Source organism: Nesterenkonia sphaerica (assembly GCF_005771565.1).
Classification (GTDB): domain Bacteria; phylum Actinomycetota; class Actinomycetes; order Actinomycetales; family Micrococcaceae; genus Nesterenkonia; species Nesterenkonia sphaerica.
In genome coordinates this window covers 136,146-153,868 of the sequence record NZ_VAWA01000004.1, presented here as the reverse complement: position 1 = coordinate 153,868, position 17,723 = coordinate 136,146, and the positions used below count along the sequence as shown (strand labels likewise).

The following is a 17,723-nucleotide window of genomic DNA, read 5'->3' as shown; positions in this document are numbered from 1 at the left end:
TTTCAGATCTGGTAGGTGACCCCGTCGGCGGCCACAGCAATGTTTCCTGAGTAGCGGCGGGCGGCGTGTTCGCGCACCACATTGGCATCGGTCCACGCCGGCATGTGCGTCAGCAGCAGTCGACCCACTCCTGCCTGTTCGGCTGTCATCCCTGCCCGGTCGCCGTTGAGGTGGATCCCCTCAATGTCGTCATCGCGGCCGTCCTGGTAGGCGGCTTCGCACAGAAACACATCGGAGCCGCGGGCGGCCTCGACCAGACCGGAGCAGCTGTCGGTGTCCCCGGAATACGTCAGCACCCGGGTGTCTCCGTTGGTCCCCGGGGCCTCAATGCGCAGCGCGTAGGGCTCCTCCACCGGATGCCGCACGGTGATCGGGGTGATGGTGAAGGGGCCGATCATGGTGGGCTGGCCTGGAGACCAGTGGTGAAACTCAAACTCCTGGTGCATCCCCGGGACCGGGTCGATCCCGTGAGCTGCTGCGATACGCATATCGGTGCCGACCGGCCCGTGGACCGGGATGCGTTCACTGGGCCAGCCGCCGGGACGCCACTTCACCGCGATGTGCAGGCCGGTCAGGTCCATGTAGTGGTCCGGGTGCAGGTGGCTCAGGCACACCGCATCCAGGTCCTCCAGCGCCATGTGGCGCTGCAGCGGGCCCAGCGCCCCGCTGCCGAGGTCGAGAGCGATGCGCCAGGTGCGGCCCTGATACTCCTGGCTGACCAGGTAGCAGCTGGCAGAGGAGTGCGGCCCCGGAAAGGAGCCGCTGCACCCGATGATCGTCAGTTTCATATGGCGTTCAGCATAGCGTCACTGGTCGTCTGGCATGACATCGAGCATCGCGCTGAAAAGTGACTCCTGCAGCCACGTGGTGAAGGTGTAGAGCTCGGCCATGAACTCCTCCGTGGTGGAAGCCTTGGACCCAGAAGCCATCTGGTGGACCCGTTCGGCGTCGTCCTCATCGTCGATCTCCAGCCGTGCCGCCAAGGTCAGACGCACCGCATTGAGTGCGCGGCCGAACACCGGGGCCTGCTCCTCCGACAGCGAGACCGGGTCAGATTCCAGAGCCATACGCGCCGCCCGCAGGTCGGCGATCTTCGACTCCCGCAGCGAAGCCTCGGAGAGCCTGCGGAGCTGGGCCGCCTCCGCTGGGTCGCCCGAGGCGTCGGGCAGCAGGCGAGCCAGCGCCGCATCAGCCGGAGGCTCCAGCCCGGACTCCTCGGTCTCACCGTCGATGTCCACGCCCAGGCCGGCCAGTTCGCGGCGGAAGTGGGCGAATCCGTCCTCCGGTGCGGTGGCGGCGTCGTCGCCCGATGCCTGGCCACGGGCCTCCAGCATGGAGATGACATCGGCGCACAGATGCGACAGCAGTCGCCTCTCATAGGTTTCCATATCCGCTCGGTAGCCACGGGTGGTGGCGCGGAAGGCACGGGCCATGGCGGTCTACTCCGCTTCCTCGACGGTGGCCTGCAGCCCGTAGCTGTGCATGGCGGTGACATCCTGCTCGGCCTTCTCCCGCGGCCCGGAAGCTACCACGGACCGGCCCTCGTGGTGGACCTGGAGCATCAGCTGGTGTGCTTTGTCCCGGGAGTAGCCGAAGTAGCTGCGGAACACCCACGCCACATAGGACATCAGGTTCACGGGGTCGTTCCACACCACCACCTGGTAGGGGCGGCTGTGCAGCACGCTGCGCTGCAGGTCGAGCTCGGTGCCCTCCTGGGTCAGCGTTGATCCGGCAGCTGAAGTCATAGCTCTATTCTACGAACCGGCGTTGGGTCGACGAACCGGCACTGAGTCGACAGACCGGCACTGGGTCGACAGACCGGCACTGGGTCGCCGAACCTGCTGCGCCTCAGACGAAGACCGTGGGGATCACCGGTTCGCCCTCGGAGAGCCGCTGGGCGGCGGCGGGCAGCTCCTCCACTGAGGCGCGGTGCCGCTGCGCCGCTGCCCGGACGCCTTCCGGACCTGTGGTGCCGGGCGTCACGCTGCCGCTGACCACCAGCGGGACGTGCAGGTTGCGGCCGGAGTAGCCGGAGTGCTCCGGGGTGGCATCGGTGGAGATGATCTCTGCTGCCGCCCGCCCGTCGGCGTCGAGGTTGCGCAGGGCCTGCTTCTTCCCGCCCGCGCTGGCCTTGTTCGGGGAGGCTTTCTCCACCGGCACCTCGGCACCCTTGCTGTCCTGGCGCTGGACCAGTTTGTAGACCATGGAGGCAGTGGGCGCGCCGGAGCCGGTGACCAGTCGTGTGCCCACCCCGTAGGCGTCCACCGGCGCAGCGGCCAGTCCGGCGATCGCGTACTCGTCAAGGTCTGAGGAGACGATGATCCGGGTGGCACTGTTGCCCAGGGAGTCCAGCAGCTTCCGGACCTCGTGCGCCTGGGCCACCAAGTCCCCGGAGTCCAACCGCACCGCCCCGAGTGTGGAGCCGGCGATCTCGACGGCTTTGCGCACTGCCGCCTCGACGTCGTAGGTGTCCACCAGCAGCGTGGTGCCGGGACCGAACGTCTCCACCTGGGCGGCGAAGGCGTCCTCTTCGGAGTCGTGCAGCAGGGTGAAGGCGTGGGCGGCGGTGCCCAGTGTGGGGACCCCCCAGCTGCGGCCGGCCTCCAGGTTCGACGTGGCAGCGAAGCCCACGACCCCTGCTGCGCGGGCGGCCGCTGTGGCGGAGAACTCGTGGGTCCGCCGCGAGCCCATTTCCACACAGGGCCGGCCACCGGATTCGGGAGCGCCCCCTGCGGCGATCACCATCCGCGCAGCGGCGGAGGCCACGGCGGAGTCGTGGTTGAGTACAGAGAGCACAAAGGTCTCCAGCAGGCAGGCCTCGGCGAACGTGGCGCTGACCTGCAGCACCGGAGAGTGCGGCAGGTAGATCTCGCCTTCGGCGTAGCCGCTGATGTCCCCACTGAAGCGGTAGCTGGAGAGGAAGTCGAGGGTGTCGTCGTCGCCGATGCCACGCTCAGCCAGGAAGTCCAGCTCATTGCGCCGGAACCGGAACGTCTCCAAGCCCTCCAGCAGCCGGCCGGTTCCTGCCACCACCCCGAACCTGCGCCCCTGGGGAAGTCTGCGTGCGAAGACCTCGAAGGTGCAGCGGCGGTGGGCCGCCCCGGAGCGCAGGGCTGCCTGCAGCATGGTCAGTTCATATTGGTCGGTCAGCAGTGCGGTGGAGAACGTCACGGGTCAATCCTATGCCCGTGCCTGTACCGCTGAGGCCAGACCAGTAGTACCGTTGGAGCACGTACACCGCCGCCACCGTTGCAGAGGAGAGGCTCATGGCTCAGGCACTGATCATCGTGGATGTTCAGCACGATTTCTGCGAAGGTGGGGCGCTCGCAGTGGAGGGCGGGGCACGGCTCTCCGCGGAACTGAGCGAGTTCCTGGAGGACCACCACGCTGAGTTCGACGCTGTGGTCAGCACCCAGGACTGGCATATGGACCCCGGTGGACACTTCTCGACCGAACCCGACTTTGAGCACACCTGGCCGGTGCACTGCCTCGCAGGTTCTCCGGGGGCGGAACTGCACGAGGACCTGGACACTGACTACGTCCAGGCCCGGTTCCTGAAAGGACTGTACGACGACGGCTACTCCGGATTCGAGGGCCGCCTGGGGGACCCGGAGCGGGTCGGCATCCTCGAGGGCGAGAAGGGCATCAAGGTGGAGCCGGAGGACGTGGTCTCCCCCGACGCTCCGGACCTGGACTCCTGGCTGCAGGAGCGCGAGATCGATTCTGTGGTCATTGTGGGGATCGCCACCGACCACTGTGTGCGGGCCACCGCACTGGATGCCGCCGAGAACGACTACGCGGTGCGGGTGCTGACCGACCTCACCGTGGGTGTGAACCAGCAGAAGATCGAGCAGACCTACCAGGAGCTGCGCGAGGCCGGGATCGAGCTGCTCACCAGCGACGAGCTGCCCGCCGACTGAGTGGTACTGCCTCGGGACCGGGGGCTGAACTCCCGGTCAAACCCGGCAGCCTTCAGGCGCTTTGTCTAACTTGCCGCTGACCAACTCGCGCCCCCATGCCACCTGGTGGCGCGGTGCGGGGCTCCTGCAAGGAGCAGCTTGCGCCCCAACGTCTGCGGGTCGTCGAGGTCGCTCCAGGTGATTCGCACCACCCGGTAGCCGTGCATCCGCAGCGCGTCCTCCCGCAGCTTCTCCTGTTTCACGACGTCCTCCGCGTCGCGGTCGGTGAACTGGCGTGTGTACTTGATCATGCCGTCGAATTCGCAGACCAGACCTTCCCACCAGAAGTCCACGCGGACTCGTCCCACACCGGCCAGGTGCAGCTCCACCTGCAGCTGTGGGGCCTCGAAGCCCAGCTCGTCGAAGAGCACACGTGAACGGGATTCCCCCGGACTCTCCGACCGCGCATCGGCGAAGTCGCGCAGCTGGCGCCACGCAGCTGTGTGGCCAGGACTGAGGAATGACTCTGCAGTGTGCAGGTCCCGGTCAGTGACTCTGACCCCGTAGTCGTACTTCCCGGTCAGCGCCGCGTCCAGCACCACGATCGCCTCCTGCCGGGACAGCCGGGGCAGCGTGTCCACCAGGACGCTTGGCAGGGGCTCCACCCTTACCTCAATGCGGCTGCCGTCTTCTAAGCTCACACCCGGGACCGGCACATTCATGTACGGAAGCGCGAGGTCCGCGCGACGGAGCCGCAGCTGTGCCTCCTGCCGTGACAGTGAGGCGTGCTTTAGCGGAAAGGAGGTGCGGACTGTGAAGAATCCAGCGTCGCTGACTCCGACGCGGCTGTGATGCCGGGTTCGGCAGTGCACCTGCTGCGGCCAGCTCAGCAGCGGGAGTCCATAGAGAGACAAGGCGGTACGGCCGCAGAAAACCGCCGAGGCGGAGGTCAGCCCCACCGCCGCGGTGAACGCCCGGTGCCGCTGACTCAGCCGCGCTTGCGCCCACTGCTCCGCGCGTACGAATACCCCTTGGCGTAGCCTGTGTAGCTCGCCGCTGTGGACTGCCCGGCTCAGCGCCGAGCGGGAACGGCCTCGCCTCTTCCCGGCGCGCAGCAGCTCGATGGTCCCTGTCGCTGCTGACCGGCGTGGCATAGTGCTCATCCTGGCAGAGCAACGGAATCGGTGCAGAGCGTCCGCCCCCGCCTGTGGATAACGCAGCCTGCTGCAACATTCAGTGGGACACTGGCCGCTTGTCTGCCCCTGAATCCCCACGAATGTTGCGTTTGTGCCTCAGGAGCGGCCTGTTGTGGGACATCCGATGGGATACATGGCCGATTTCCGGGGAGGTGTCCCATCGAATGTTGCGCCCCGAGGGTTCAGGGCCCGGTGTGCCGATGATTCGGGTGGGATTCGGGTGGCCGGGCCGGCGAGGTGGCCCTCCGGCCGGGTGAACCGGTGCGATCGCGAGCCAGAAGTGGGTCGGACGCAGCAGATCCACGTCACTGGCGACCCGGGGACGGACCTACTTGCTGACGAACCAGAGCTGCAGCTGCTTCAACCGGGCCTCGAGCTGAGTCTGGGTGGCCTGGCCCACCGGGGGGCCGCCGCACTTGTCCCGGAGCTTGGTGTGGATGCTGCCCTGGTGCATTCCGGTCTTGGCGGAATAGGCGGAGACCGATTTGTTCAGCTTGCTGCGCAGCGCCTTCAACTGCCGGTGGTCGACGACGTCGCCGGCGCCGTCGGTGCCCTTGGGCCGACGTCGGAGCTGTTCGGCCTGCTGGCGGCGCAGCAGCTGCGAGACCTGTTCGGGCTCCAGCAGCCCCGGGATCCCCAGGAAGTCCATCTCATCCTCGGAGCCGATCGCTCCGCCGAGGCCGAACTCTTCGCCGTCGAACATCACCCGGTCGAAGGCCGCACTGGAGCCCAGAGCGGCGAACTCACCCTTGGCGAGCTCCGCGCTGGCTCGCTCCTCCTGCTCTGCCTGCTGCAGCAGGTCAGCCTCCGGGATCTCCCCGTCCTCAGGGTCATCGGCGTCTGGGGCGGCCAGCGCGTGATCGCGTTCAGCCTCCATGGCATTGGCCAGATCGGTCAGCACCGGCACTGAGGGCAGGAAGACACTGGCGACCTCAGCCTTCTTGCGCAGACGCACAAAACGGCCCACCGCCTGGGCGAAGAACAGCGGCGTCGAGGTGGAGGTGGCGTACACCCCGACGCAGAGCCGGGGGACGTCGACCCCCTCGGAGACCATTCGCACCGCCACCATCCAGTACCTGGACTCATCCTGGCTGAACTGCTCGATCTTGCGTGAGGCGTCCTTGTCATCAGAAAGCACCACCGTGGTCGGCTGCCCGGTGAGGCGGTCCAGCTGCGCGGCATAGGCACGGGCGGCTTCATGGTCAGTGGCGATGACCAGTCCCCCGGCATCGTGTATCCGGTCCCGGACTTTCATCAGCCGCTGGTGGGCCGCGCGCAGCACCGCCGGGATCCACTCCCCCTCCGGGTTCAGCGCAGTCCGCCAGGCGTGCTGGGTGATGTCCTTGGTGGCGGCACCGCCGAGCTGGGCCTCCATCTCCTCACCCGAGGCGGTGCGCCAGCGCATATTGCCCGAGTAGGCCATGAAGACCACCGGGCGGACCACCAGGTCCTTCAGGGCCGGACCGTACCCGTAGGAGTAGTCGGCCCGGGACCGGGGCACCCCATCGGGTCCTTCGGCATAGGTGACGAAAGGGATCGGTGAAGTGTCGGACCGGAAGGGTGTGCCGGTCAGCGCCAGTCGGCGCACAGCGGGGTCAAAGGCCTCCCGCACCCCGTCGCCCCAGCTGAGTGAATCGCCGGCGTGATGGATCTCGTCGAAGATCACCAGGGTCCGCCCTGCCTCGGTCTTGTTCCGGTGCAGGGCCGGTTTATTGGCCACCTGCGCGTAGGTGACCGCCACTCCGATGAACTGGGAGCCGTGGCGGCCGTCGCTGTTCTTGAAGTTCGGGTCCACGGCCAGCCCGACCCGCGCGGCGGCGTCGGCCCATTGCCGCTTCAAGTGTTCGGTGGGCACCACCAGGTAGATGCGGTTGACCTCACCGGATTCGACCAGGAGTTTTGCCACCCGCAGCGCGAAGGTGGTCTTGCCCGCCCCGGGGGTGGCCACGGCCATGAAGTCCTTGGGCCGTTTCTGGATGTAGAGGTCCAGGGCCTCCTGCTGCCATTGGCGCAGGGTTCCGGCGGTGCCGTGAGCAGCCCGGTGCGGGTAGGCAGGGGGAAGCTGTGAGCCGACGTCGGTGCCGACGTCGAACAGTGTGGGTTCGGTCACGCCTCAGTTCTTACCGAAGCCGAAGAACCCGCGGCCCTTGCCGGAGCCTTGGTCGTCACCGGAGCTGATGCCCTCGTAGATCTCTTTGCATTCGGGGCAGACCGGGAACTTCTTGGGGTCCCGCGAGGGCACCCAGACCTTGCCGCATAGCGCCACCACGGCCCCGCCCTCAAGGGCGGACTCCATGATCTTGTCTTTCTTCACATAGTGCGAGAAGCGCTCGTGATCACCGGGTTCGGCAGGCTGCTCGACCCGTTCCCGCTCAATGGTGGCTGCTCCGCCGGGAGCGGCTGCGGGATCGGCAGTGTGCATCCGGGAGTCGTGGTCGGTGAAGGACATCATGTGGCCATTTTAGCGGAGGCCCACCGGCCGTTGCAGGGCCAGCTCGATCAGCTCGGTGATGAGCTCGGTGTAACCCATCCCGGTGGCCTTCCACATCTGCGGGTACATGCTGATGGGGGTGAACCCCGGCATGGTGTTGATCTCGTTGATGACCACAGACCCAGTGGTGGTGTAGAAGAAGTCCACCCGGGCGATGCCCTCACCGTCCACCGAGTCGAAGGCCAGCGCAGCCTGGCGGCGGATCTCGGCGCTGACCTCGTCGGGGAGGTCTGCGGGGCAGGACAGTTGTGCTGCCGCGGCGTCGGTGTACTTGGCGTTGAAGTCGTAGAACTGGTGTGCCTCAGAGCCGTCACCGACCACGATCTCCCCCAGCAGGGATGTCCGCGCCGCAGACCCGTTCGCGCCGCCCAGCACACCGCATTCGATCTCGCGGCCGTCAATCCCCTGCTCCACGATCACCTTGGGGTCGAACTTGCGCGCGGTCTGCAGCGCCTGGTCAAGCTGGTCGAGGGTGTCGACCCGGGTGATGCCGGTGGAGGAGCCGGCGCGTGCCGGTTTGACGAAGACGGGCGGCTGCAGCTGCCGCAGCCGCTCCATGGAGCCTTGGGGGTCGGCAGCCCATTGGCGGGCGGTGATGGTTTCCCAGGGGCCGACGCTGAGACCGGCGGCCTGGAAGGCCAGTTTCATGAAGTGCTTGTCCATCCCGACAGCGCTGGTGAGCACTCCCGCTCCCACGTACGGCACACCGGCCATCTCCAGCATCCCCTGCAGGGTACCGTCCTCACCGAAGGGCCCGTGCAGCAGCGGCAGCACCACGTCCACCCGGCCCAGCGGGGTGACCTCCAGCTCAGGACCGATCTCCACCAGCTCGGCGCTGCGGGCCGCGGAGCCGGAGGCTCCGGGGACCAGCTGGACACTGGCATCTGTGGGCAGCACCCGGGGCAGCTCCTCGCCCCCGAAAGCGTGGGTCCGCGGATCCACCCTGGGGTTGGTCCACTGCCCGTCTGCGGTGATCCCCACCTCAACGACGTCGAACCTGTCGGTGTCGATGGCGTTGAGCACCCCGGCTGCGGTGACGCAGGAGACGGCATGTTCGGAGGATTGGCCCCCGTAGAGCACCAGCACCCGCGGCTTGTCAGGGGTGATGTCAGCGGTCATGAGTCAGTCCTTCCCGCTCGGCCTTCAGCTCCCGGGCCAGCAGCAGCGTGGCGATGTTCTCCACCGCGAGCTTCCCGGTGAGCACCGCGACCACCGCTTCGGTGATCGGCATCTCCACCTGGTGCTGGTGAGCCAGTTCCAGCACCGCGCCGGCGGACTTGATGCCCTCCGCGGTCTGCGTCATCTGCTGGGCGGTCTCCTCAGGGCTGTAGCCCTGACCCAGCAGCCGGCCGGCGCTGCGGTTCCGGGACAGCGGGGAGGCGCAGGTGGCCACCAGATCGCCCAGGCCAGCCAGCCCGGACAGCGTTTCCAGCCGTCCGCCCAGGGCGACGGCGAGCCGTGTGGTCTCGGCCAGCCCGCGGGTGATGACGGAGGCCTTGGAGTTGTCCCCCAGCTGCTGACCGTCACACATTCCCACCGCCAGCGCGATGACATTCTTCACAATCCCGGCGATCTCCACCCCGGTGACATCCGTGTTGGTGTAGGGCCGGAAGTACCGCGCACTGCACAGTCCCGCAATGCGTTCGGCCACCGCGGCATCCCGGCATGCCACCACGGAGGCGGTGGGCTCTTCGCGGGCGATCTCCATGGCCAGGTTCGGTCCGGAGAGCACCGCAATGTGGTCATCGGCCACCCCCAGCTCAGCGGCAATGACCTCGGACATGCGCAGGTGGGTGCCGCGCTCCAGTCCCTTGATCAGGGAGACCACCACGGCACCGGGGGCCAGTGCTTGCCGGACCTCAGGCAGATGATCGCGGAGGCTCTGGGCCGGCAGGGCCAGGACGACGACGCCGGCTCCGCTGACTGCCGCGGAGAGCTGGTCTGTGGCGGTAATCAGCTCGGGGAGCGTGAGCTGGTCCAGATAGGTGGTGTTGGTGTGGCGCTGGCTGATCTCGTCAGCGACCTCCGGGCGCCGCGCCCAGAGTACGATCTGCCCCGGTGCGCCCTCGGCATCACCGGCGGCGGCGTCGGCAAGCACCTTAGCGAAGGTGGTGCCCCAGGACCCAGCCCCGAGGACCGCAATCTTTTCCTTGTGCGCGGTGGAGCTCATGAGGCAACCTCGTCTCCGCCGCGGGCGCGCAGCTGGTGGCGCGGCACACGCTGATTCAGCGCCCGGTCCCAGATGAGCTCAGGAGCCGGCTCGCCGCGCAACTGGGCCACCCCTTCGGTCAGCGCCGCCTCGACGCGCTCGGTGGCCTCGGCGAGCACGGTCCGGGTCAGCGGGCGCTGGCGCAGATCAGACAGGTCGATGGGGTCTCCGACCTGCAGGACGTACTTCTTCCGCGGCCACGGTTTGGGCAGCTTCGCGTAGGGGGCCAAGACATCCTGGAGGCCCCAGTGGACGAACGGTATCAGCGGTGCGCCGGTGTTCAGCGCCAGCCGAGCGGCTCCGGTCTTGGCCCGCATGGGCCACAGCTCGGGGTCTCGGGTGAGCGTGCCCTCGGGGTAGATCATGATGGCCCCGCCCCGGTCCAGGGCGCTCTGGGCCACCTGCAGTGACTGCTTGGCGGCCTGTCGGTCGGCCCGGGCCACCGGGACCTGCTGGAGCCTGGTCAGTGCGGGACCCACCACCGGCAGCCGGAACAGGGAGTCCTTGGCCAGGAAGTGCGGAATGGTGCCGGTCCTCACCACTGCCAGACCGACTGCCAGGGGGTCGATCTTGCTGACGTGGTTGGTCACTGCGATGAACCCGCTCTCCGGCAGGGTCTCCAGGCCCCGCCATTCCTTGCCGATCAGCAGGTTCATCATCGGCCGGACCAGGTGGGCCGTGGCGCGGATCCCCAGCGGGAGGCGGCGTCGTCGTGTCATATCTGTAGACCCTACCGGGCAGGGGGGATCAGCGTTCGGAGATCGAGATGTCGGCGCCCAGTCCGGCGATCTTGTCGATGAAGTGCTCATAGCCCCGGGAGATGATCTCGATGCCGGTGACGTTGGAAGTGCCGTTGGCGGCCAGGGCCGCGATCAGATGGGAGAAGCCTCCGCGCAGGTCCGGGACGTCAATATCAGCTCCATGCAGTGTGACGGGCCCGGAGATCACCGCTGAGTGCAGGAAGTTCCGCTGTCCGAACCGGCAGGGGTTGGAGCCCAGACATTCCCGGTGGAGCTGGATGGAGGATCCCATCCGGGTCAGCGCTTCGGTGAAGCCGAACCGGTTCTCGTAGACGGTCTCGTGGACGATGGAGACCCCGTTGGCCTGGGTCAGTGCCACCACCATGGGCTGCTGCCAGTCTGTCATGAACCCCGGGTGCACATCCGTTTCCAGCACGAGCGGATTCAGTGGTCCTCCGGCGTGCCAGAAGCGCATGCCGTCGTCGTCGACCTCGAACTCTCCGCCGATCTTGCGGTAGGTGTTGAGGAAGGCGGTCAGGTCCCGCTGGGCGGCCCCGCGGACGTAGATGTCCCCTTCGGTGACCAGCGCTGCAGAGGCCCAGGAGGCGGTCTCATTCCGGTCCGGTATGGAACGGTGCCGGAAGCCGGAGAGCCGGGAGACCCCTTCAATGCGGATGGTCCGGTCCGTGTAGACGGTGATGATCGCGCCCATCTGCTGCAGGATGGCGATGAGATCGTGGATCTCCGGTTCCACCGCGGAGTTCTTCAGCTCGGTGATGCCTTCGGCGAGCACCGCGGTCAGCAGCACCTGCTCCGTGGCGCCCACCGACGGGAAGGGAAGTTCCAGCTTCGCTCCGCGCAGACCTTTGGGTGCGGAGATGTGAATGCCGGTAGGCCGCTTGTCCACCACGGCGCCGAAGTTGCGCAGCACCTCGAGGTGGTAGTTGATGGGCCGGTCTCCGATGCGGCAACCACCGAGGTCAGGGATGAACGCCTCCCCGTTCTTGTGCATCAGGGGTCCGCAGAACAGGATAGGTATGCGCGAGTCACCTGCGTGGGTGTCGATCTCGGTGTGTTCGGCCGAGTAGGTTTCGCGCGGGTCCAGCGTCATCACCCCGGAGGCCGCATCACGGTCCACCTTGACCCCGTGGATGCTCAGCAGGTTGGTGACAATCTCCACGTCCTTGATCTCCGGGACGTTACGCAGTTCCGAGGGTTCGCTGCCCAGCAGGGAGGCAACCATGGATTTGGGGACCAGGTTCTTGGCGCCCCGGACGTGCACTTCGCCGCGCAGGGGCTTACCACCTTGGATGGTGAGCAGCTTTGCCATGGAGTTGAGAGGTCCCTTCGTCAGGTCAGCTGATTCTCAGCGTTGCCACTGTACCCGATCAAGATTCGGGTTCCCTTGCAGCGCCCGAACGGAGCGTGAGGTCAATTACACCTTGGCCGGCAGGGTGGTGGGCTTCAGGCCGGGACGGTGGGCTTCGAATGCGGTGATGGCCTCGTCCTGCCGCAGGGTGAGGGAGATATCATCCAGCCCTTCCATCAGCCGCCACCGGGTGTAGTTGTCAATGTCAAAGGTGGTGTCCACCGTTCCGCAGCGCACGGTTCTGGATTCGAGGTCCACGGAGATCTCCGTGGTGGGGTCAGTCTCCAGCTCTTTCCAGATCAGTTCGACGTCGGGCTGAGCCACCTTGGCCGCCAGCAGACCCTGCTTGGCTGCGTTGCTGTAGAAGATGTCGGCGAAGCGCGAGGAGATGACCACCTTGAATCCATAGTCGCGCAGCGCCCAGACCGCGTGCTCCCGGGAGGAGCCGGTCCCGAAGTCCGGGCCGGCGACCAGGACGGTTCCGTTCTTGTAGGCCTCCTGGTTGAGCACGAAGTCCGGGTTCTTCCGCCAGGCGTAGAACAGGGCGTCTTCGAACCCGGTCTTGGTGATGCGTTTGAGGAAGACTGCGGGGATGATCTGGTCGGTGTCCACATTGGACTGTCTGAGCGGGACACCGGTGCCGGTGTGGGTGATGAAGGGTTCCATGGGATGCTCCTGTGCTGTGTCGTCCGACGGGGCGAATTCCGCTCGGGGCCGGTGCGCGCCGGCCCGCACGCCGCGAACTAGGCGGGGGTCGGTTCGGGGAGAAGGACGTCGGCCGGTGCCGAGAGGGTGCCGCGAATGGCAGTGGCGGCGGCGACCACCGGGGAGACCAGGTGAGTGCGTCCCCCTTTGCCCTGACGGCCTTCGAAGTTGCGGTTCGAGGTGGAGGCGCACCGCTCCCCCGGAGCCAGCTGGTCCGGGTTCATGCCTAAGCACATGGAACAGCCGGCGAAGCGCCACTCGGCACCGAAGTCCTTGAAGACCTGGTCCAGGCCTTCCGCCTCAGCCTCCAGCCTGACCTGGGCGGAACCGGGAACCACGATCATGCGCACCTGCGGATCCTTCTCCCGGCCCCGGAGGATCTCCGCAGCACTGCGCAGGTCCTCCAGCCGGGAGTTGGTGCAGGACCCCAGGAAGACGGTGTCCACCCGGATGTCCTTCATGGGTGTGCCGGGCTGCAGATCCATGTACTCCAGGGCACGTTCAGCGGATTCGCGGTCCACGGGGTCGTCGAAGTCGGTCGGCGCGGGAACCGACTCACTCAGGGAGACGCCCTGTCCGGGGTTGGTGCCCCAGGTGACGAACGGCTCAAGCTGGTCAGCGTCAATGACGACCTCGGCGTCGAACTCGGCACCCGCATCGGTGCGCAGCGAACGCCAGTACTCCACAGCGGAGTCCCACTCCGCGCCGGTGGGAGCGTGCGGACGCCCCTTGACGTAGTCGAAAGTGGTCTCATCAGGGGCCACCATCCCCGCCCGGGCCCCGGCCTCGATGCTCATATTGCAGATGGTCATGCGGGCTTCCATGGACAGCTGCTCGATCGCAGTGCCGCGGTATTCGAGCACGTAGCCCTGTCCGCCGCCGGTGCCGATCTTAGCGATCACCGCCAGGATGATGTCCTTGGAGCTCACCCCTGGCCGCAGGGTGCCGTTCACCGTGACGGCCATGGTCTTGAACGGTTTCAGCGACAGTGTCTGCGTGGCCAGGACATGCTCAACCTCGCTGGTGCCGATGCCCATGGCCAGGGAGCCGAAGGCCCCGTGGGTGGAGGTGTGGGAGTCGCCGCAGACCACCGTCATACCCGGCTGGGTGAGGCCCAGCTGGGGTCCGACCACGTGAACAATGCCCTGATTGGCATCCCCCAGGGAGTGCAGCCGGATACCGAACTCCTCGCAGTTGGCGCGCAGGGTGTCCACCTGGATGCGGCTGACCGGGTCGGCGATCGGCTTGTGGATCTCCAGGGTCGGGGTGTTGTGGTCCTCAGTGGCGATGGTGAGATCAGGCCGGCGCACCTGCCGGCCAGCCAGCCGGAGGCCCTCGAACGCCTGCGGACTGGTGACCTCGTGGATCAGGTGCAGGTCAATGTAGAGCAGGTCCGGAGAGCGCTGGCCCTCATTGTCCTCCCCGCGGACCACCACGTGGTCACGCCACACCTTTTCGGCTAAAGTCAGCGGCTTGTCGCTGGCGTTCTCCACCATCAGTTCCTCCAGAAATCTGTGGGCGTCGCCGTCGGAATCAGGGTGGTGAGGGACGACGACGCCGGCCCGGTAGGGCTTCGCTCTCCTAGGGAACCACTGTTGCCGCGGAGCCTCTACAGCCGCCAGTCCAGGTCTCATTATGTGAGACCCGCGCTAGACTGGGTGTATGGCCGAGAAATCTGCGTCCTCCGGGGGTCTGAGCCCCGACTCGCCCCGCCCACTGCACTCCCCCTCCGGGATCGGGGTGATCGACAAGTCCGTGATGATCATGGACGCGCTGGAGGCTGGGCCAGCCGCCTTGGCGCAGCTGGTCGAATGCACTGGCCTGGCCCGCCCGACGGTCCACCGGCTGGCCTCCGCCCTGGTCCATCATCGATTCCTGTCCCGGGATGTGCGCGGCAGGTATGTGATCGGTTCGCGCCTGGCAGAGTTGGCCGCGGCGGCCGGAGACGATCAGCTGGTCTCCGCCGCAGGCCCCATTCTGCTGAAGCTGCGCGATGTCACTGGGGAATCCACCCAGATCTTCCGCCGCCAGGGGGAGGCACGGGTCTGCGTGGCCTCGGCGGAACGGCCGATCGGTCTGCGTGACTCGATTCCGGTGGGTACGCAGCTGTCCATGAAGGCGGGCTCTGCTGCCCAGGTCCTGCTGGCGTGGGAGGACCACGAGCGTCTGGTCGAAGGCCTCCGCGGTGCTCGGTTCACCCCCACCGTGTTGGCCGGTGTGCGCCGCCGCGGTTGGGGCGAGTCGCTGGGTGAGCGGGAACCCGGGGTGGCCTCCGTCTCGGCGCCGGTGCGGGGGCCCTCCGGCCGGGTGATCGCTGCCGTCTCCATCTCCGGGCCCATAGAGCGCCTCTCCCGCCAGCCGGGCCGGAAGTTCGCCGGGGTGGTGGTGGCGGCGGCCCACCAGCTGACCGAGATGGTGCGGGCCAACCCCGAGGCCGATCACGGGCTCAAGGACCTCGATGACTGAGGGACTGCGTGCCTGAGGGCGCAGTTCCGCGGCGGAGCCTCGCGGGAGAGTGATCCCGCTTAGGATGGCTGGTGTGAGTGTGATTGTGGAGAATATCAGTGTCATCGGTACCGGTTATCTGGGCGCGACCCACGCCGCCTGTATGGCGGAGCTCGGGTTCAACGTGGTGGGTGTCGATATCGACCCCGGGAAGATCGCCTCCCTCTCAGCCGGGGATCTGCCCTTCCACGAACCCGGCCTGCCGGAGCTGATCCGTAAGCACGTCACCACCGGCCGGCTGCGCTTCACCACCGACCTCGATGAAGTCGGCGCCTGGGCCGATGTGCACTTCATCGCCGTCGGCACCCCCCAGGTGCGCGGAGGCACCGGGGCGGATATGACATATGTGGACACCGCCACCGCCAGCCTGGCCCGGGCGATCACCAAAGATTCCCTGATCGTGGGCAAGTCCACCGTCCCGGTGGGCACCGCCGCCCGGTTAGCTGACCTGGTCGCCGAGCAGAAGAACCCCGACGTCGACGTCTCCTTAGCGTGGAACCCGGAATTCCTGCGCGAAGGCTTCGCGGTCAAAGACACCCTGACCCCCGACCGGCTGGTGGTCGGCACCACCAGCCAGGCTGACGAGGCGGTGCTGCGCCGTGTCTACGCCGAGGCCCTGAACCGCAACACCCCCTGGATCGCCACCGACTTCCAGACTGCCGAACTGGTCAAAGTCGCCGCCAACGCGTTCCTGGCCACCAAGATCAGCTTCATCAACGCTTTCGCCGAAGTCACCGAAACCGTCGGCGGGAACATCACCACCCTGGCCGATGCCATCGGCCACGACACCCGCATCGGACGCAAGTTCCTCAACGCCGGGGTCGGCTTCGGCGGCGGCTGCCTGCCCAAAGACATCCGCGCCCTGCAGACCCGGGTCGCGGAACTGGGCCTGGATCACTCCATGCGCTTCCTCGACGAGGTCGACCAGATCAACCTGCGCCGGCGCAAGAAGGCCGTCGCCCTGGCCTTCGACCTGCTCAGCCAAGACGTCATCGGCAAAAAGATCGCCGTACTCGGGATCACGTTCAAACCCCTCTCCGACGACGTCCGGGACTCCCCCGGACTCGACGTCGCCGCCCGGCTGTTCAACGCCGGAGCCGATGTCCACGTCTACGACCCCCAAGGCAGCCGCAACGCCGCCAAACGCTACCCCCGCATCACCTACACCGACACCCTCGACGACGCCGTCACCGAGGCCGAACTGGTCATCCTCACCACCGAATGGGAAGAGTTCCGCGCCCTGACACCTGAGGACCTCAACCACCAGGTCACCACCCGGCGCATCATCGATGCCCGCAACGTGCTCCACCCCCCACACTGGGAAGCCCACGACTGGACCTTCACCCAACTCGGCCGCAAGGTGCAGCGCGACTGAGTCAGCACCTGAGCCGCTACTCCCGCAGCGAGTCCCAGCCGTGTGAAGCACCAGCACCGGGCACACTCACACCCGGCACACCGACACCGTCCACGCTGACACCGGGCACGCTGCCACTGGGGCCGGCCCCGGGGCTGACCGCCAGCAGGTGGCCGATCACCCGGAACCCGGTGGGAAGCTCAGCCGCGGAATCAAATGTGGCCAGCAGCCCAAAGTCCTCACCTCCGCTGAGCACCCAGTCCCACGCCAGTGCGGGTCCGGCACCCAGGCAGTGCTCCGCCACAGGTTCCAGTTCCCGGGCCGCGTCGCGCAGCGCGGTGGGGTCCAGCAGAATCTGTACCTGTGACGCCTCAGCGAGCCGGGCCGCATCCCGGAGAAGACCGTCGCTGAGGTCCATTCCCGCGGTGGCGCCGGCGCGCAGCGCCTGGCCGCCGGCGGTCAGCGGCGGCTGCGGCCGTAGCTGAGCGGCCCGGCACTCAGCGGCCCGGCACTCAGCAGCCCGGCACTCAGCAGCCCGGCACTCAGCGGCCAACCCGGCCTGCTGGTCCGGTTCTGCCTCCTGGTCCTTGACCGCCCGACTCCCCCTCGGGCCAGCGCCGGACTGCTCCAGCAGGGCCAGACCGGCCGCCGCGTAGCCGAGCCTTCCGCAGACGGCGAGCACCTCGCCAGCGCCTGCGCCCGTCCGGGTGAGCAGCCGGCCGGGCTCCTGGGGTTCCCCCACGGCGGTGATGGTGACTGACACGTCGGGTCCTGTCCCGAGGTCCCCGCCAGCCACCGCGCAGTGTGCAGCTCCCGGCTGGCTGCACGCCCGCAGGACGCCGGCGTAGAAGTCGGTGACCCATTGCACGGTGCGGTCCGCCGGCACTGTCAGGCTGACCAGCAGCGCGGTCGGGGTCGCGGCCATCGCGTTGAGGTCGGAGAGGTTCTGGGCTGCTGCTTTGGTCCCGATGTCCATCGGCCACTCTGCGCTGGGGCGGCCCTGCCACCAGTGAGGACGGAAGTCCTGCCCGGCGCTGAGAGTGTCGGTGGTAAGGACCTGCTGGCCGCTGGTGCAGGCGAGCACCGCGGCGTCGTCGCCAGGTCCCAGCAGCAGGCGAGGGTGGTCCCGCTGGTGGGCGTCGATGATCTCCCTGATCGCGGCCAGTACGGCATCCTCCCCCGCCTGAGACACCGGTCGCACATCGTCGGTCATGAACGTCATCCTGCCATGGTCGTCGGAGCTACGGCGTTGTCC

The 17,723-nt window shown here is 67.4% G+C and carries 17 protein-coding genes; 3 read left to right on the top strand and 14 right to left on the bottom strand.

The features are described from left to right. Nucleotides 1-2 precede the first annotated feature (2 nt). The 4 genes from FEF27_RS04785 to FEF27_RS04770 form a co-directional block, all read right to left on the bottom strand. Nucleotides 3-788 carry an MBL fold metallo-hydrolase gene (locus tag FEF27_RS04785; protein WP_138169709.1) on the bottom strand — a complete coding sequence of 262 codons (786 nt, stop codon included), beginning with the start codon at nucleotides 786-788 and terminating at the stop codon, nucleotides 3-5. Between the two features lie 18 nt (nucleotides 789-806). Next, nucleotides 807-1,433 (bottom strand): DUF2017 family protein, encoded by a 627-nt coding sequence (locus tag FEF27_RS04780; RefSeq protein WP_138169708.1) that lies wholly within the window; start codon nucleotides 1,431-1,433, stop codon nucleotides 807-809. Nucleotides 1,434-1,439: 6 nt separating this feature from the next. Then, the gene (clpS, locus tag FEF27_RS04775) at nucleotides 1,440-1,745 is read right to left on the bottom strand and encodes an ATP-dependent Clp protease adapter ClpS (protein ID WP_138169707.1); all 306 of its coding nucleotides are present in this window, start codon (nucleotides 1,743-1,745) and stop codon (nucleotides 1,440-1,442) included. 103 nt (nucleotides 1,746-1,848) lie between these two features. After that, complete coding sequence (locus FEF27_RS04770; protein ID WP_243729102.1) at nucleotides 1,849-3,126, bottom strand: nicotinate phosphoribosyltransferase; 1,278 nt, start codon at nucleotides 3,124-3,126, stop codon at nucleotides 1,849-1,851. A gap of 140 nt (nucleotides 3,127-3,266) precedes the next feature. Between FEF27_RS04770 and FEF27_RS04765 the strand changes: the two genes are divergently transcribed. Continuing rightward, nucleotides 3,267-3,920, top strand: coding sequence for an isochorismatase family protein (locus FEF27_RS04765; protein ID WP_138169706.1), 654 nt, complete (start codon nucleotides 3,267-3,269; stop codon nucleotides 3,918-3,920). 65 nt (nucleotides 3,921-3,985) lie between these two features. Here FEF27_RS04765 and FEF27_RS04760 read toward each other — a convergent pair whose 3' ends face one another. The 9 genes from FEF27_RS04760 to leuC form a co-directional block, all read right to left on the bottom strand. Further along, nucleotides 3,986-5,062: a type IV toxin-antitoxin system AbiEi family antitoxin domain-containing protein gene (locus FEF27_RS04760; RefSeq protein ID WP_138169705.1), complete on the bottom strand. Its 1,077-nt coding sequence runs from the start codon at nucleotides 5,060-5,062 to the stop codon at nucleotides 3,986-3,988. Between the two features lie 361 nt (nucleotides 5,063-5,423). Beyond that, nucleotides 5,424-7,205 carry a DEAD/DEAH box helicase gene (locus tag FEF27_RS04755; protein WP_243729094.1) on the bottom strand — a complete coding sequence of 594 codons (1,782 nt, stop codon included), beginning with the start codon at nucleotides 7,203-7,205 and terminating at the stop codon, nucleotides 5,424-5,426. A gap of 3 nt (nucleotides 7,206-7,208) precedes the next feature. Further along, nucleotides 7,209-7,547 carry a DUF3039 domain-containing protein gene (locus tag FEF27_RS04750; protein ID WP_208009677.1) on the bottom strand — a complete coding sequence of 113 codons (339 nt, stop codon included), beginning with the start codon at nucleotides 7,545-7,547 and terminating at the stop codon, nucleotides 7,209-7,211. 9 nt (nucleotides 7,548-7,556) lie between these two features. Beyond that, nucleotides 7,557-8,705: a D-alanine--D-alanine ligase family protein gene (locus FEF27_RS04745; RefSeq protein WP_138169704.1), complete on the bottom strand. Its 1,149-nt coding sequence runs from the start codon at nucleotides 8,703-8,705 to the stop codon at nucleotides 7,557-7,559. After that, complete coding sequence (locus FEF27_RS04740; RefSeq protein ID WP_138169703.1) at nucleotides 8,695-9,756, bottom strand: NAD(P)H-dependent glycerol-3-phosphate dehydrogenase; 1,062 nt, start codon at nucleotides 9,754-9,756, stop codon at nucleotides 8,695-8,697. The genes FEF27_RS04745 and FEF27_RS04740 overlap by 11 nt, the downstream gene beginning before the upstream one ends. Continuing rightward, complete coding sequence (locus tag FEF27_RS04735) at nucleotides 9,753-10,514, bottom strand: lysophospholipid acyltransferase family protein (RefSeq protein ID WP_138169702.1); 762 nt, start codon at nucleotides 10,512-10,514, stop codon at nucleotides 9,753-9,755. The genes FEF27_RS04740 and FEF27_RS04735 overlap by 4 nt, the downstream gene beginning before the upstream one ends. A gap of 28 nt (nucleotides 10,515-10,542) precedes the next feature. After that, on the bottom strand, nucleotides 10,543-11,865 hold the full coding sequence (gene murA / locus FEF27_RS04730) for a UDP-N-acetylglucosamine 1-carboxyvinyltransferase (RefSeq protein ID WP_138169701.1): 1,323 nt from the start codon (nucleotides 11,863-11,865) through the stop codon (nucleotides 10,543-10,545). Nucleotides 11,866-11,970: 105 nt separating this feature from the next. Further along, nucleotides 11,971-12,570 carry a 3-isopropylmalate dehydratase small subunit gene (leuD, locus tag FEF27_RS04725; protein WP_138169700.1) on the bottom strand — a complete coding sequence of 200 codons (600 nt, stop codon included), beginning with the start codon at nucleotides 12,568-12,570 and terminating at the stop codon, nucleotides 11,971-11,973. A 77-nt stretch (nucleotides 12,571-12,647) separates the two neighbouring features. Beyond that, on the bottom strand, nucleotides 12,648-14,105 hold the full coding sequence (leuC, locus tag FEF27_RS04720) for a 3-isopropylmalate dehydratase large subunit (RefSeq protein ID WP_208009683.1): 1,458 nt from the start codon (nucleotides 14,103-14,105) through the stop codon (nucleotides 12,648-12,650). 166 nt (nucleotides 14,106-14,271) lie between these two features. Between leuC and FEF27_RS04715 the strand changes: the two genes are divergently transcribed. Both FEF27_RS04715 and FEF27_RS04710 read left to right on the top strand, forming a co-directional pair. Further along, entirely contained in the window at nucleotides 14,272-15,075 is an 804-nt protein-coding gene (locus tag FEF27_RS04715; protein ID WP_424991667.1) for an IclR family transcriptional regulator, read from the top strand. Nucleotides 15,076-15,139: 64 nt separating this feature from the next. Next, a complete protein-coding gene (locus tag FEF27_RS04710; RefSeq protein WP_138169699.1) occupies nucleotides 15,140-16,489 on the top strand; it encodes a UDP-glucose dehydrogenase family protein in 1,350 nt (449 codons plus the stop codon). 16 nt (nucleotides 16,490-16,505) lie between these two features. Here the strand turns inward: FEF27_RS04710 and thiL are convergent, their stop codons facing one another. Further along, the gene (gene thiL / locus FEF27_RS04705) at nucleotides 16,506-17,681 is read right to left on the bottom strand and encodes a thiamine-phosphate kinase (protein ID WP_166429913.1); all 1,176 of its coding nucleotides are present in this window, start codon (nucleotides 17,679-17,681) and stop codon (nucleotides 16,506-16,508) included. Nucleotides 17,682-17,723: the final 42 nt, after the last annotated feature.